Below are 15080 nucleotides of genomic sequence, written 5' to 3' on the forward strand. Positions count from 1 at the left end.
CCTGCGCCCCCATCCGGGTCATGATCCGCATCGAGACCACCGCGTAGGGGGAGTCGGTGACCTGCACCCCCAGCTGGGAGATCGGCCCAGCGACCGGGCCCATCGAGAACGGCACCACGTACATCGTGCGCCCGCGCATGGACCCGGCGAACACCCCGTCCAGTTCCTCGCGCAACGCCGTCGGCTCACGCCAGTTGTTCGTCGGACCGGCGTCCTGGCGGCGGTGGGAGGCGATGAACGTGCGCGATTCCACCCGGGCCACGTCCGTGGGCGCGGACCGGGCCAGGAACGAGCCCGGGCGCAGGTCGGGGTTCAACGGGATCAACGTCCCGGTCTGCACCATCTGCGCGGTCAGCCGGTCGTGCTCCTCCTGGGACCCGTCGCACCACACCACCGCGTCCGGTCGCGTCAGCCGCGCGACCTCCTGCACCCAGGCCTGGACGTCGGGGGCGACGTCGGGGGCGACGTCCGGTGCCGGGGCGGGACCGGTGGTGGCGGTGGTGTCCAACTGGGTCGTCAAGGCTCGTCTCCCGGGATCGTCGGTGTCGTCGAACCCCACGATCCGGGAAGCGTGAGCACCCCAGAAGATCCTGGTCGCCGGAAGATCCGTCGTTCTTCACCGCTGGTGCAATCGCGCCGACCCACCCCGCCCCCGCACCGCCGGCCGGAGCCACTTCCGGTGGCGGGTGAGGTGGTGGCGGGTGTGGTGGCAGCGCTAGACGTACAGCTAGAGGTGGTAGAGCCGGCTCAGGCTCACCGCCTCGGCGGGTTCGGACGTCACGGGGTCGCCGTCCACCGTCACCAGGCCGGTGGGGGCGACCCGCACCTGCGCCAGCCGCGCGTTGCGCACCATGTCGCCCAGGCCGATGCCGCGGGTCCCCCGCACCCCGACGCGGCGCCGGCGCGTCGCCATGGCGTCGTTGCCGTCCGCGGCGGCGGCCCGGGAGGTGAAGGCCACCGACAGGTCCGCGGCGGTGGCGCCGTGCCCGCCGAACTGCGGCCCGTAGACGAGGGGCTGGGCGCGGTCGATGGCCGCGTTCGGGTCCCCGGTCACGCCCCACGCCGGGAAACCGGCCTTGAGGACGAGGTCGGGTTTGGCCCCGAACCACTCCGGGCGCCACAACACGACGTCGGCGAGCTTGCCGACCTCCAGGGTGCCCACCTCGTGGGACAACCCGTGCGCGATGGCCGGGTTGACCGTGAGCTTGGCGACGTAGCGCAGCGCCCGCTCGTTGTCGTGCGCGGGGTTCTCGGCGCCGAGTTCGGCCTTCATCTTCCCGGCCATCGCGAACGTGCGCCGGACGGTCTCCCCCGCCCGGCCCATGCCCTGGGCGTCGGAGGAGGTGATGGGGATGATCCCGAGGTCGTGCAGCACGTCCTCGGCCCCCATCGTCCCGGCCCGGATGCGGTCGCGGGCCAGGGCCGCGTCCCCGGGCAGGTCCTCCTTGAGCCCGTGCGCGGCGATGATCATGTGGTAGTGCTCGGCCACGGCGTCGCGCCCGAACGGCAGGGTCGGGTTCGTGGAGGACCCGATGACGTTGGCCTCCCCCGCCATCCGCAGCACGTTCGGGACGTGACCCCCGCCGCAGCCCTCGATGTGGAAGGCGTGCACGGTCCGGCCCCCGAGGACGGCCAGGGTGTCCTCCACCGACAGCGCCTCGTTGATGCCGTCGGTGTGCAGCGCGACCTGGACGTCGTGCTCCTCGGCCACGGTGAGCGCGGTGTCCAGGGCGCGAGCGTGCGCCCCCATGTCCTCGTGGACCTTGAACCCGCACGCGCCGCCCTCCACGAGGGCCTCGACGGAGGAGCCCGGGTCGCTGGCCGAGCCGCGGCCGAGGAACCCGATGTTCACGGGCCAGGCGTCGAACGCGTTGAACGCGTGCCGCAGCGCCCACGGGGAGTTCACGCCGACGCCCCAGACCGGGCCGAACTCCTGCCCGATGATCGTCGTGACCCCGGAGGCGAGCGAGGCCTCCATGACCCGGGGGGACAGCAGGTGCACGTGGGTGTCGACGGCACCGGCGGTGGCGATGAGCCCCTCCCCGGAGACGATGGTCGTGCCCGTCCCCACGACGACGTCGACGTCGTGCAGGGTGTCGGGGTTCCCGGCCCGCCCGATCCCGCAGATCCGTCCCTCGCGGATGCCGATGGACACCTTGCGGATCCCCTGCACGGCGTCGAGGACGACGACGTTGGAGACGACGACGTCGCACGTGTCCCGGACCCGGGCGGCCTTCAGGTGCAGGCCGTCGCGCGCGGTCTTGCCGAAACCGGCGAGGAACTCCTCCCCCGGCGCCTGCGCGTCGTGCTCGACCTGGATCACCAACCCGGTGTCGCCCAACCGGATCCGGTCCCCGGCCCGGGGCCCGTAGGTGGCGGCGTAGTCCCTGCCGGACAGGCTCACCGGTCCTCCTCCGCGTCGTCGGTGGCGTCGTCGGCGGCGTCGTCGGCGGCGTCGAGGTACCCGCAGGCGCGGGCCCGTTCCACCGCCTGCTCGAACGCTCCGGGCGCGTCCAGCGGCCCGTCGACGAGGCCGGCGAAACCGATGGCGACGCGGGCGCCGCCGATCGGGGTGAGGTCCACGTCGTGCGTCTGGCCCGGGTCCCACCGGACCGTGCCGCCGGCGTCGACGGCGGCGCGCCGGCCGTAGGCGGCGGCCCGGTCGAACGCCAGCCGGGGGTTGACCTCGAAGAAGTGGAAGTGCGACGTCACGCTGATCGGCACGCTGGAGGTGTTCGTCACCGCGAGGGTGACGACGTCGGGGAACTCCGGCGGCGGCTGCGGCCCCGGCAGGACGGCACCGGGGGCGTCGTCGCCGAGGGACCCGCCGCCGAAGGGGTCGGTGACGACCACGAGGCGGGTGCCGTCGTCGAAGACCGCCTCGACCTCGACCTGACCGACGACGTCGGGCACCCCGGGCAGGACGTCCTCGACCCCGAGGACGGCGCGGCCGGCGGCCATCGCCTCGGCCAGGCGCGCACCGTCGCGGGCGGCCTCGCACACCGTGTCGGCGACGACGGCCGTGGCCTCGGGCACGTTGAGCCGCAGCCCGCGCGCCCGGCGGGCACGGGCCAGTTCGGCCACGGTGAAGACCAGGAGCCGGTCCCGCTCGCTCGGTGTCAGGCGCATGGCGCGGAGAGTAGCCCGCGGTGGACCGGACCCACCTGCGCGGAGGGCCCCACAACCGACACGGTTTCGGTTAACCTTCCCGGCACCGACGCGACCGGAGGTCCGCATGAACCGCTCGATGCCCGCCGAGTGGGCGCCGCACCAGCGCACCTGGATGGCGTTCCCCACCTCCAACCCGACGTTCGGGGAGGACGGTGGCCCCGACCTGGAACGGGCCCGTCGCGCCTGGGCCGCGGTCGCGAACACCGTCGCGGCCCACGAACCCGTGACGGTCCTGGTGGACCCCGGGGACACCGGCGCCGCGCGCGAGCTCCTGGACGCGCGCGTCGAGCTGGCCGAGGTCGCGCTCGACGACGCGTGGCTGCGCGACTCCGGCCCGACCTTCGCGCGCGAGGGCGGTTCCCCGGTCGCGGTGGACTGGCGGTTCAACGGCTGGGGTGCGCAGTCCTGGGCCCGCTGGGAGGACGACGCCCGCGTGGCCAGGGCCGTCGCCGACCTCACCGGGACCCCCGTCAGCGCCTCCGACCTCACCCAGGAGGGCGGTGCGTTCCACGTCGACGGGAAGGGGACGGTGCTGCTCACCGACACCGTGCAGCTCGATCCGGCCCGCAACCCCGGCTGGACCCGCGAGCGCGTCGAGGCCGAGGTGCACCGCCAGCTCGGCACGACGACGGCGATCTGGCTGCCGCGCGGGCTGACCGCGGACTACGGCGAGTTCGGGACCCGCGGGCACGTCGACATCGTCGCCGCGTTCACGAGTTCGGGCCGCGTCGTGGTGCACACCCAGCCCGATCCCGGCCACCCCGACCACGAGGTCAGCCGGGAGGTGCTGGACGTCCTGCGGTCGGCGACCGACGCGCGCGGCGAACGCCTCGACGTCGTGGAACTGCTCGCCCCCGAGACGGCCGAGGTCGACGGCGACCTCGTCGACTTCTCCTACGTCAACCACTACGTCGCGAACTCCGTCGTCGTGGCCTGCGCCTTCGACGACCCGCGCGACGAGGCCGCCCGCGCCGTCCTGGCCCGGGCCCACCCCGGGCGCAGCGTCGTCGCGGTCGACGCCCGGGACGTGTTCGCCTTCGGCGGGGGCATCCACTGCATCACCCAGCAGCAACCGGCCTGACCCCACCCGACCCACCCCCGAACCACCCGAACCACCGGAGAACCGTGGCCCGCCCCAGCACCCCGCTCCTGTCCCGCGAGCTGGTCCTGCACGCCGCGCTGGACCAGCTCGACGCGACCGGGGAACTGGGCCTGCCCGCGCTCGCCCGCCGGCTCGGCGTCAGCACCTCCTCGCTGTACCACCACTTCAAGGGCGGCCGCGGGGAACTCGTGGAGGGGTTGCGCGGGCTGCTCGCCGGGGAGGGCATGCCGAGCGAGGTCCGGCCGGGTGAGGACTGGCGGGACTTCACCCGGCGCTGGGCCCGGCAGTACCGCGAGGCCTTCGCCGCCCACCCCGCCGCCGTCCCGCTCCTGACGGCGCAGACCGTCACCCACCCGGCGGTCCTGGCCGCCTACGAGGCGCTCGCGCAGGTCCTGCACGACGCCGGGTTCGGCGACGGGGACCTCCTGCACGCCGTCACGGTGCTGGACGACTTCGTCCTCGGCTCCGCCCTGGACGCCGGGGCGCCCGCGGAGGTCTGGGCCGACCCCGGCCGGCCCGACTCCCCGCTCTCGCGCGCGATCCGCGCGACGCGGGCGCAACCGGGCGACCGGTCCCGGCGGGCGTTCCAGCTCGGCCTGGAGAGCTTGCTGACCGGCCTGGAACTCCTGCGCGACCAGCCCTGATCAGTCCTGATCAGCGCACCGGGGGCAGCCCCCGGGGCAGGCGCTGCGGACCGGCCTCGGCCGGCCGGTCACCGTCGAGGGGGTGCAGGCGGAAGGCCAGCAGCGCCACGTCGTCCTCGTGCCCACCGGGCACGAGCCGGCCCAGGACCCCGTCGAGCAGGTCCTCCAGCGGCTCGGCGGCGAGGTCGGCCACGACTCCGCGCAGCAGCCCCAGCCGGTCCTCCAGGGCCGCGTCGCGGCGTTCGATGAGCCCGTCGGTGAAAGCCAGCACCGTGCACCCGCGGTCCAGGACGGCGACGTGGTCGCTGCGCCCGGCCGCGGGGTCGATGCCGAGCAGCAGCTCGGCCTGCCCGGAGTCCAGGGTCCGGACCGCACCGTCGGGGGTCACCACGAGCGGGTCGAGGTGACCGGCGTTGGACCAGCGCACGTGCGTGCGCCCCCCGACGTCCTCCAGGCGCGCCACGACGGCCGTCGCGGTCGTCCCCACGTCCAGCCCCTGCATGGCGGCGTCCAGACCGGACAGCACCAGCGCCGGGGAACGCCCCGTGCTGTAGGCGATGCCCCGCAGCAGCGAGCGCACCTGGCTCATCGCGGCCGCGGCGTCGATGTCGTGGCCCATGACGTCGCCGATGACCAGCACCGTGGCCCCGTCCGGGGTCAGGAACGCGTCGTACCAGTCGCCCCCGACGCGCGCGGCGCGGGCCGCGGGCCGGTACCGCACCGCGACCTGCACGTGGTCCGGCTGCACGGGCGGGGTGAGGATGCTGCGCTGCAACCCCTCGGCGACCCGGTGCTGCTGGGAGTACAGCCGCGCGTTGTCCAGGGCCAGCCCGGCCCGGTCCCCCACCTCCGCGGCCAGCAGGAGGTCCTGGCCGGAGAGCCGGTCGGCGGCCCGGTCGTGGAACAGGCTGATCAGCCCGACGGTCCGGCCGCGGGCGCGCACGGGCAGGCACTCGAACGCCTCCGGGGCCAGCCGCTGCAGCAGGTCCCGCGCCGGGGCGCCCGGGGCCAGCTGACCGGCGATGACCCCGGTCGCCCCGGAGGCCACCCCGGTGGGCTGCCCCGTGCGCCACACCTGGAACAGGTAGGAGGTCGAGGACAGGGCCTGCAGGCGGGCCTCGCGGTACTGCTCCACGAGCCCGCGCCGGGCCGGGTCGGCGTGCTGGCACCCCAGGTCGCGCAGCGTCCCGCCCTCGTCGACGAGCGTCACCAGGCACCAGTCGGCCAGCGCCGGCACGAGGTGCTGGGCCAGCCGGGCGTAGGCCTCCTCCACGTCCAGCGTGGAGGACAGGTCCTCGCTGACGCGCACCATGAGCCGGGACCGCTCGGCGGCCGCGGCCCGCTCGGTGACGTCGAGGAAGGAGACCGACAGCCCGTCCGGGTCCGGCCAGGCCCGCACCTCGTACCAGGCGTCCAGCGGGGCGGGGTAGTGCGCCTCGAACGTCGCCGGCACGCCCATGGCGGCCACCGCGCGGTAGCGGCTCTCGAACTCCGAGCCCACCGCCTCGGGGAACAGCTCCCACACGTCCCCGCCCAGCAGCTCCGCGCGCGAGCGCCCCAGGACGCGCTCGGCCTCGGCGTTGACGTAGGTGAAGCGGAACTCCCGGTCCAGGGAGAAGAACGCCGACGACATCGACTCCAGGACGCGCCCGATCCGGGCGTCCTCGTCGCGCGCGGCGGTCGTGTCGAAGGCCGCGCCCAGGACGCGCACGGCGCGGCCGGTCTCGTCGGCCAGGGTCTGCCCGCGGGCCCGGACCCAGCGCGTGCTGCCGTCGGGCCGCACGACGCGGTACTCCGCCTCGTAGGGGCCGACCGCCGCGATCGACTCCTGCAGGGCCCGGCCCACCCGGGCCCGGTCGTCGGGGTGCAGGCGGGCGTCGAAGGCCTCGATGGTGCGCCCGAAGTCGCCGGCGGCGTAGCCGAACATCTCCAGCAGGGTCTCGTCCCACGTCAGGCTGCCGCTGTCGAGGTCCCAGTCGAACGTGCCGACCCCGCCGGCGCTGGCGGCCAGCTGCCAGCGCACCCGGGCCGCGTCGAGGTCGGCGGCCAGCGCCGACAGCTCCAGCTCGGTGACCACGGAGGCCGCCAGCGCGGTGAGCAGGGAGACGTCGGAGTCCGCCCACCGGCGCGGGTCGGGGCCGTGGACGCCCAGGGCCCCCACCACGTGACCGTCCTGGCCCCGCAGGGGGACGCCCAGGTAGGCGCCGACCCCCTCGGCCCCACCACCGGCCGCGCCGCTGCCGGGCGGCAGGGCGAGGACGCGGGGGTCGGTGCGGGTGTCGGCGACGACGAGCGGCTCGACGGAGGCGGCGGTCAGGGTGCCCAGGGCCTCGGCGAGCGGGGCGGGCGGGCCGACGGCGGCGACCGTCTGCGCGTCCGGGAGCAACCTCACCTGCGCGGCCGGCGCCACCAGCAGCCGGGCGGCCAGTTCGGCGAGCCGGTCCATCGTGTGTGCTCCTCGGGCGACCGGACGGGGAACGTGGTCGAGACGGTCGCCGGCTCGTCCAGCGTCCCCGAGTGTGACACGCCCGGCCCGGCGGGGGCCGTGCGAACCGCGCGTGCGGCAGCATCGGCGGGGTGCCGACCGTCCGGGGCCGCTCGCGCCCGCCCGCCCTGCCGCTCGTCCTGCTGCTCGCCTCCCTGCTCGTCGTGGCCCTCGTCGTGGCGCTCGCGGTGGTCGGCGGCGGGTCCGACGGGCCGGAGGGGGCCGAGGGGGCCGAGGGGACGGCGCTGGCCCAGCTGCAGACGCTGGAGGTCAAGGGCCGGGCCCCGCGCACCGGCTACGCGCGCGAGCGGTTCGGCGACGGCTGGGTCGACACCGACCGCAACGGCTGCGGGACCCGCGACGACGTCCTGGCCCGCGACCTGCAGGACGTGCGGTTCCGGCCCGGGACCGACGGGTGCGTCGTGGTGAGCGGTGCGCTGGAGGACCCCTACGGCGGGGAGCGCATCGCGTTCGTGCGCGGCCGCGGCACCAGCGACGCGGTGCAGATCGACCACGTCGTCGCGTTGTCCAACGCCTGGCAGACCGGTGCGCAGCAGTGGAGCGCGCAGCGGCGGACCGCCTTCGCCAACGACCCGCTGGAACTGCTCGCGGTCGACGGTCCCCTCAACGCGGCCAAGGGGGACGGGGACGCGGCGACGTGGTTGCCGCCGCAGACGGGGTTCCGCTGCCGGTACGTGGCCCGGCAGGTGGCGGTGAAGGCGGTGTACGGGCTGTGGGTGACCCCGGCCGAGAAGGAGGCCGTCACCCGGGTGCTCGCGACGTGCCCGGACGAACCGTCGCCGGCGGGTCCCGGGTCCTAGCATGGCCCGGTGGCTGAGGGGACCGGTCGACCGGGCGCGTACCGCAAGGGGATCGAGCGCCGGCGGCAGATCCTGGACCACGCCATCGACCTGTTCACCCGGCGCGGGGCCGACGGGGCCTCGCTGCGCTCGGTGGCCGAGGTCATCGGGGTTTCGCACGCCGCGCTGCGGCACTACTTCAGTTCCCGCGACGCCCTCCTCGTGGAGGCCTACCGCGAGCACGAACGCCGCCACTCCCGGCCCGAGGACCCCGCGGCGGGCGGGCCGGTGGCGCAGATGGCCCGGTCGGCGGACCGCAACCGCGTGGTGCCCGGGCTCGTGCAGCTCTACGCCACGCTGACCGCCGACGCGTTGCAGGAGCAGCACCCGCTGACCCGGGAGTTCGTGCAGGCCCGGTTCGCCCGGGTGCGCGGGGAACTGGCGCAGGCGGTCGTGCAGGGGCAGCGGGAGGGACGCATCGCCGCCGACGTCGACCCGCACGAGGCGGCCGCGCTCGTGGTCGCCGCCTCCGACGGGCTGCAGGTGCAGTGGCTCCTGGACCCCGGCGGCGTCGACGTGCGGCGGTCGCTGGAACTGCTGGAACGGGTGCTGCCCAGCCGGCCGCAGGAACCCTCCCCCGCCGAGCCCCCCGCCGCCGGGGCACCCGGCGACGAGGGGGGCGGGTGAGGGCTCAGAGCGTCGCGGCGCTCGGGTCCCACTCCTGCGGCAGCGGTTCCACCGGGGCGACGGTGGAGGCGATCTCGACGGCCGCACCGCCCGCGGCCGCGTCCCGCACGGCGAGCAGGACGTCCAGGACGTGCGCGGCCACCACGCCGGAGGCGCGCTCGGTGCCCCCGGTGCGGATCGCCCGGGCCAGGTCCAGGACGCCGGAACCCCGGCCGAACGTCGACCCCGTGGCGGGCAGCGTCGTCGGCTCGGACTGCCCGAGGCGCCACAGCGTCGAGTCGCCCTCGAACGTGTTCGGGTCCGGCAGCACGATGGTGCCCTCGGTCCCGTTGATCTCGACGAACCCGTTGCGCGCCAGCGCGTGCTGGAAGGAGAACGTCGACTGCGCGGACTGCCCGCCGTCGAACTCGATGAGCGCGGCGTGGTGGGTGGGGACCTCGACGGGGAACGTCTGGCCCGCCCGCGGGCCGGAGGCGATGGTGCGGGTGGCGACCGACCGGGAGGCGACGGCCTGCACGCGGCTGGCCGACCCGAACGCGTGGACGAGGGTCGTCACGTAGTACGGGCCCATGTCGAACAGCGGCCCGGCGCCGTGGGCGAACAGGAAGTCCGGGTTCGGGTGCCACGCCTCCGGGCCCGGCACGTGGAACATCGTCGTCGCGCTCAGCGGCTGACCGATGTCCCCGCGGGCGATGGCCCGCAGCGCGCTCTGGATGCCCGCGCCCAGGACCGTGTCCGGCGCGCAGGCCACGCGCAGGCCGAGCCGTTCGGCGTCGGCCAGCAGCGCCCGCCCGGACTCGGCGTCCAGGGCGAGGGGTTTCTCGCTCCAGACGTGCTTGCCGGCCGCGAGGACCTGCCGCCCGACCTCGGCGTGCACGGCCGGGACGGTGAGGTTGACGACGATCTCGACGTCGTCGCGGGCGAGGAGTTCCTCGACGCCGCCCGAGGCGGGGACGCCGAACGCCTCGGCCTGGGCCGCGGCGCGGTCCAGCGCGAGGTCGGCGACGAACCGGACCTCGACGTCGGCGAACTGCGTGAGGTTCTGCAGGTACTGGGTGGAGATGTTCCCGGCGCCGATGACGCCGACCCCGACGCGGCTCACGCGTCGTTCTCCGTCAGCCACGCGAGGGATTGCGCGATGCCCTCGAAGACGTCGCCGGCGTAGGCGTCGAACTCGATGACGCGCAGGGCCTGCGGCGCCGCGGCGAGGATCGCGGGGACGTCGATCTCGCCCTGGCCGGCGGGCTGCTGCAGCGAGGTGTCGGTGCTGCGGGCGCCGTCCTTGACGTGCAGGAACTTCACCCGCTCGCCCAGGGAGCGCAGCAGGGCCGGGGTGTCGGCGCCGCCGACGGTGGCCCAGAAGGTGTCGACCTCCAGGACGACCCCGGGGTCGAGCCGCTCGGCGAACAGCTCCAGGACCGGGCGGCCCTCGACGGTGTTCTGCAGCTCCCAGTGGTGGTTGTGGTAGCCGAAGTCCAGCACGTACTCGTGGGCCAGGGTGCTCAGCTCGTTGACGCGCTCGGCGATCCGGCGGACGTCGTCGGCGCTCTGCCAGCGCTGCGCCGGCACGAACGGGTCGATGACGGTCGTGATGCCGAGGGTGTTCGCGGCCTCGAAGACCTCGCGGGGGTTCTCGGCGTCGATGACCGGGGCGTGCCCGGAGGGGGCGGTGACGCCGGCGGCCGCGAAGGCGGCCTTGAACTCGGCGGCGCGGGTGTGGAACCCGTACGGCTCCACCTGCGTCAGGCCGAGCTCGGCCAGGCGCGCCACCGCGGCGGACAGGTCCTGCTGCACGGCCTCGCGCACCGAGTACAGCTGGACGGAGGGTTTCCGGGACACCTGCAGACTCCTTCGTTCCAGGGGACGGGTGGCCGGCGGCCGGCGCCGGCCGCCACCGATGCTACACGGGAACCTTCCAGTGGAAGGTATTCACCGGGTGGGCTCCCCGTCCCGTTCCGCGCTACGTTGCCCCGAGCCCGCACACCGGGTCCGCACGTCCAACCCGGGCGGCAGCACCGTCCCGACAGGAGCGGCCGTGGACACGACCGGACCTCCCGACCGGCGCACCACCTCCCTGCTCGCCGCCGTCGCCGGCCTGGCCGACACGGCCGCGGCCGACGTCGCCGCCGACGACCTCCTGCGCCGCCTGGTCGAGGTGGCCGTGGCCCACCTCGACGTCGACGGCGCGGGGGTGGTGGCCGCCGCCCCGGAGGGCCTGCGCCTGGTCCACGTCAGCGACGAGGGCACGGGCGCGCCCGAGGCCCTGCAGCAGCAGCTGGCCGAGGGCCCGTGCCAGGACGCCGCCCTCTTCGGCGTCGAGGTGGTCGTCGACGACCTGCGCGACCCCGTCCAGACCGCGTGGCCGGCCTACGTCGAGACGGCCCTGGCGGCGGGCTGGGCCTCGGTGGTCGCCGCGCCCCTGCTGTGCGGCGGTCAGCTGTGGGGCGTGCTGGACCTGTACCGCCGGACCCCGGGGACGTGGCGGGAGAGCGAGCTGCACTGGGTGCGCGTCCTGGCCCACCTCGCCTCGTCCTACCTCGCGCTGGCCGCCGACCGCGACGCCGCGCGCCGGGCGCGGGAGGACCTGCGCCACGCCAGCACCCACGACGCGCTGACCGGGCTGCCCAACCGGGTGCTGCTGTTCGACCGCCTGGCCCACGCCCTGTCCGTGGCGCGGCGCCGCGGGCGCGCCGTGGCCGTGCTGTTCGTCGACCTGGACCGGTTCAAGGCCGTCAACGACACCTTCGGCCACGCGGCCGGCGACCGGGTCCTGGCCACCGTCGCCGCCCGGATGGGGGCCGAGCTGCGGGACGGGGACACCCTGGCCCGGTTGTCCGGCGACGAGTTCGTCGTCGTGTGCGACGATCTGCCCGCGACCGACGCCGACGGCCGGCGGCGCGACGTGGCCGCCGTGCTGACCCGGTTGCGCTGCGCCCTGGGGCGCCCGGTGCGCCTGGGCGACGTCGACGTGGTCGTCTCAGCCAGCACGGGCGTGGCCCACAGCACCCCGGACAGCACCGCCGAGGAACTGCTGGCCGAGGCCGACGGCGCCATGTACCGGGTCAAGCACCCCACCCGGAACCCGCCGCCGTCCTCGGGTTCGCTGCGCGACCTGGAACGCCAGCTCGCCCGGGCGCTGCCGGAGGGCCGGCTGCGGCTGCACCACCAGCCGATCACCGACGCCGCGGGCACCATCTGCGCCGTGGAGGCGCTGCTGCGCTGGGAGCACCCCACCCGCGGGCTGCTGCCGGCGGCGGAGTTCGTCGACCTCGCCGAGCACTCCGGGATGGTGGTGGCCTTCGGGCACTGGGTCGTGGAGCAGGCCTGCGCCCACCTGGCCCGGTGGCGCTCCCGCTACGGCCCCGCCGCCCCGCGGACCGTCTACGTCAACGTCAGCGCCCGGGAACTGGCCGACCCCGACCTCGGCCACGTCCTGCACGACGCCCTGCACCGGCACGGGCTGGTCCCGGCCGACCTGGGCCTGGAGGTCCTGGAGAGCAGCTTCATCGACCCGCTCGTCCTGCCGGGCCTGCACGACCTGCAACGGCGGGGGCACCCGCTGTCCATCGACGACTTCGGGACGGGCTACTCCTCCCTGGCCCGGCTGGTGGACCTGCCGGTGCGCATGGCCAAGGTGGACAAGTCCCTCGTCGCCGGGATCGCCGACGACGCCCGCCGGCGCGCCCTGCTCGACGCCGTGGTGACGGTCGCGGCCGGGCTCGACCTGCACGTCGTGGCCGAGGGGGTGGAGAGCGCGGGGCAGGCCGCGACCCTGCTGGCCGCCGGCTGCGACTACCTGCAGGGCTACCACTGCGGCGCACCGGCCACCGCCGAGGAGCTCGACGTCCGGTTCTGCTGACCCCGGACGCCCGGCGGGCCTCAGTCCAGACCGCGCGCGGCCAGCGCCTCCCCCACCTGCTCGGCGTGGGCGACGGCCCGCACGACGGTGGGCACCAGCAGGGCCCGGGGGCTGGCCCCCAGGCCGCGCGCGGCGGCGGCCTCGCGCGACTCCGCCAGCAGCCGGCCCACCACCGGAACGCTGGTCAGCGTCAGGGAGAACGCCAGCCCGGCCCGCTCGGGGTCCACGCCCAGGCGCCGCGCCGGCCCCAGCGCGCGCACGACGGTCTCCAGCAGCTCCGGGACCGGGGTCGTCGCGGTGACGAGGGTGGCCGACCACAGGCAGGCGAGCAGGCCGCCGGTGACCGTGGCCGCCGCCCACGGCCCCTGCAGCCAGGTCTGGACGACCACGAGCGCCACGAGCACCCACCACGTGCGCCGCACCTGCCCCCGCAGCAGCCCCCGGCGCAGGCGGCAGCCCCGGGCCAGGACGACGCACCCGGCCAGCAGGACCGCCAGCACCGCCGTCGCCGCCGGCGCCGCGGCCAGCGAGCGGACGAGCCCGACGAGCGTGCCGACCACGACGAGGGCGAGCAGCTTCGCGCCGGGGGTGGCCCGGTGCAGCACCGACGTGCCCGGTTCGGCGGTGCCCAGCAGCGGGAGCGGCCCGGTGAGCCCGCGCCTCACGCCCACGCCCGGTAGGCGGCGACGACGTCGGGGGCCGGGCCGTCGGCGCGCACCCGCCCCTCGGAGATCCACAGCGCGCGGTCGGCCCGCACGGCCAGGTCCAGGTCGTGCGTGGCCACGACGACCTGCCCCACGTGGTCGGGGGGATCGCGCAGGACGTCCCCGACGCGGCGGCCGGTGCGCAGGTCCAGCAGGGTCGTGGGCTCGTCGGCCAGCACCACCGCCGGGCGCGTGGCCAGCACGGTCACCAGCGCCAGCAGCTGCCGCTGCCCCGAGGAGACGTCCCGCACCGACCGGTCGGCCAGCTCCCCCAGCCCCGCCTCGGCCAGCAGGTCGCGGGCGTGCCGGTCGCGGTCGCGGACGCCGGTGCGGCGCAACGACAGCGCGACGTCCTCCACGGCGGTCGGCATGACGAGCTGGGCGTCGGGGTCGGTGAAGACGAAACCCACCCGGCGGCGCAGGGCCCGCAGGTCGCGCTCGGGGTCGAGCCCGTCGACCAGGACGCGACCGGCCGAGGGCAGCACGAGCCCGTCGAGCAGGCGCAGCAGCGTGGACTTCCCGGACCCGTTGGGGCCCACCAGGACCGTGAACGGCTCGGTCAGGCGCAGGTGCAGCGGGTGCAGGACCACCCGGTCCGGGGCGTCGACCCGGGCACCGTCGAGGTGGATCACCGCGGTCCGCCCCTCACCCCCGGAATGTAGCGTGCTCGCGGTGAGCACCGGAGTCGTCCTGCCGCGCGACCTGCCCGCCGCCGACGTCCTGCCCTTCGCCCGGCGCGCCGACGCCCTCGGCGCCGGGAGCCTGTGGGTCGTCGAGGACCTGGGGTTCCGCGGCGGCTTCGCCCAGGCCGCTGCCGTGCTGGCCGTCACCGGGCGCCTCCACGTCGGGCTCGGCATCGCCCCCGCCGCCGCCCGCAACCCCGCCTTCACCGCCATGGAGGCCGCGACGCTGGCCGAGCAGTTCCCCGGCCGGTTCACCCTGGGCCTCGGCCACGGCGTGCCGGGCTGGATGCGCCGGGCCGGGGCGTGGGCCCGCAGCCCCCTGACGTCCCTCGCCGAGCACGTCGGGGCCGTGCGCCGCCTCCTGCACGGGGAGACCGTGACGCTGCAGGGCGAGCACGTCCACCTCGACGGCGTCCGGCTCGAGGCTCCCCCGGCCACGCCCCCGCTCGTCGTGGCCGGCGTGCGCGGGCCGAGGTCGCTGGCGCTGGCGGGCCGCCTCGCCGACGGCACGCTGCTGGCCGAACCCGTGACCCCCGGGTACGCGCGGGCGGCGCGCGGGCAGATCGGCGCCGGCCCGCAGCACCGGCTCCTCGGGTACGCGCTCACGGCGGTGGACGAGGACGCCGACCGCGCCCGGGAGGCGGTGCGGCCCGGGCTCTCCTGGGCCGGCACCCCCGACGCCGCCGCGCACACCGCGTCGTCCCCCTACGCCGCCGAGCTGCGCGCGCTGCGCGAGCGGACCCCGGACGACGAGGAGTTCGTCCGGCTGCTGCCCGGGGAGTGGGTGGACGACCTGACGCTGGCCGGTCCGGCCGACCGGGTGCGCGCCCTCATCGGCGCGCTGCGCGCGGCCGGCCTCGACGAGGTCGTGCTGCTGCCCACCGGCGCCGACCGGCTGGCCGCCCTCGACTCCCTCGCCGACGTGCTCGGCCCCTGAGGGGGACC

Annotated in this window: 13 protein-coding genes and 1 pseudogene; 6 read left to right on the forward strand and 8 right to left on the reverse strand. The window is 76.0% G+C overall.

Translation table 11 applies throughout. The features are described 5' to 3' along the window. The 3 genes and pseudogenes from AB2L27_RS18860 to ureA form a co-directional block, all read right to left on the reverse strand. A pseudogene (locus AB2L27_RS18860) lies at positions 1-520 on the reverse strand (phosphoenolpyruvate carboxykinase (GTP)); the annotation flags it as partial. A 207-nt stretch (positions 521-727) separates the two neighbouring features. Further along, positions 728-2398: an urease subunit alpha gene (locus tag AB2L27_RS18865; RefSeq protein WP_370443058.1), complete on the reverse strand. Its 1671-nt coding sequence runs from the start codon at positions 2396-2398 to the stop codon at positions 728-730. A 2-nt stretch (positions 2399-2400) separates the two neighbouring features. Then, positions 2401-3129 (reverse strand): urease subunit gamma, encoded by a 729-nt coding sequence (gene ureA, locus AB2L27_RS18870; RefSeq protein ID WP_370443034.1) that lies wholly within the window; start codon positions 3127-3129, stop codon positions 2401-2403. A 106-nt stretch (positions 3130-3235) separates the two neighbouring features. Here ureA and AB2L27_RS18875 point away from each other — a divergent pair, with 106 nt between their 5' ends. Both AB2L27_RS18875 and AB2L27_RS18880 read left to right on the forward strand, forming a co-directional pair. After that, positions 3236-4252: an agmatine deiminase family protein gene (locus tag AB2L27_RS18875; protein ID WP_370443035.1), complete on the forward strand. Its 1017-nt coding sequence runs from the start codon at positions 3236-3238 to the stop codon at positions 4250-4252. A gap of 44 nt (positions 4253-4296) precedes the next feature. After that, complete coding sequence (locus AB2L27_RS18880) at positions 4297-4917, forward strand: TetR/AcrR family transcriptional regulator (RefSeq protein ID WP_370443036.1); 621 nt, start codon at positions 4297-4299, stop codon at positions 4915-4917. Between the two features lie 10 nt (positions 4918-4927). Here AB2L27_RS18880 and AB2L27_RS18885 read toward each other — a convergent pair whose 3' ends face one another. Then, entirely contained in the window at positions 4928-7363 is a 2436-nt protein-coding gene (locus AB2L27_RS18885; protein WP_370443037.1) for a SpoIIE family protein phosphatase, read from the reverse strand. A 131-nt stretch (positions 7364-7494) separates the two neighbouring features. On the opposite strand from AB2L27_RS18885, the gene AB2L27_RS18890 reads away from it, so the two are divergent. After that, positions 7495-8223 carry an HNH endonuclease family protein gene (locus AB2L27_RS18890; protein WP_370443038.1) on the forward strand — a complete coding sequence of 243 codons (729 nt, stop codon included), beginning with the start codon at positions 7495-7497 and terminating at the stop codon, positions 8221-8223. Between the two features lie 9 nt (positions 8224-8232). After that, a complete protein-coding gene (locus tag AB2L27_RS18895; protein ID WP_370443039.1) occupies positions 8233-8889 on the forward strand; it encodes a TetR/AcrR family transcriptional regulator in 657 nt (218 codons plus the stop codon). Positions 8890-8893: 4 nt separating this feature from the next. Here AB2L27_RS18895 and AB2L27_RS18900 read toward each other — a convergent pair whose 3' ends face one another. Continuing rightward, entirely contained in the window at positions 8894-9991 is a 1098-nt protein-coding gene (locus AB2L27_RS18900; RefSeq protein ID WP_370443040.1) for a Gfo/Idh/MocA family protein, read from the reverse strand. Next, a complete protein-coding gene (locus AB2L27_RS18905) occupies positions 9988-10728 on the reverse strand; it encodes a sugar phosphate isomerase/epimerase family protein (protein WP_370443041.1) in 741 nt (246 codons plus the stop codon). Before AB2L27_RS18905 ends, AB2L27_RS18900 begins: the two co-directional genes overlap by 4 nt. A 196-nt stretch (positions 10729-10924) precedes the next feature. Between AB2L27_RS18905 and AB2L27_RS18910 the strand changes: the two genes are divergently transcribed. Then, the gene (locus tag AB2L27_RS18910) at positions 10925-12748 is read left to right on the forward strand and encodes a putative bifunctional diguanylate cyclase/phosphodiesterase (protein WP_370443042.1); all 1824 of its coding nucleotides are present in this window, start codon (positions 10925-10927) and stop codon (positions 12746-12748) included. Between the two features lie 20 nt (positions 12749-12768). Here AB2L27_RS18910 and AB2L27_RS18915 read toward each other — a convergent pair whose 3' ends face one another. After that, on the reverse strand, positions 12769-13413 hold the full coding sequence (locus tag AB2L27_RS18915) for a CbiQ family ECF transporter T component (protein WP_370443043.1): 645 nt from the start codon (positions 13411-13413) through the stop codon (positions 12769-12771). Continuing rightward, a complete protein-coding gene (locus AB2L27_RS18920; RefSeq protein ID WP_370443044.1) occupies positions 13410-14084 on the reverse strand; it encodes an energy-coupling factor ABC transporter ATP-binding protein in 675 nt (224 codons plus the stop codon). Before AB2L27_RS18920 ends, AB2L27_RS18915 begins: the two co-directional genes overlap by 4 nt. 40 nt (positions 14085-14124) lie before the next feature. On the opposite strand from AB2L27_RS18920, the gene AB2L27_RS18925 reads away from it, so the two are divergent. Beyond that, the gene (locus tag AB2L27_RS18925) at positions 14125-15072 is read left to right on the forward strand and encodes an LLM class flavin-dependent oxidoreductase (protein WP_370443045.1); all 948 of its coding nucleotides are present in this window, start codon (positions 14125-14127) and stop codon (positions 15070-15072) included. The last annotated feature ends 8 nt before the right edge of the window (positions 15073-15080 follow it).

This window comes from Kineococcus halophytocola (assembly GCF_041276425.1).
GTDB lineage: Bacteria > Actinomycetota > Actinomycetes > Actinomycetales > Kineococcaceae > Kineococcus > Kineococcus halophytocola.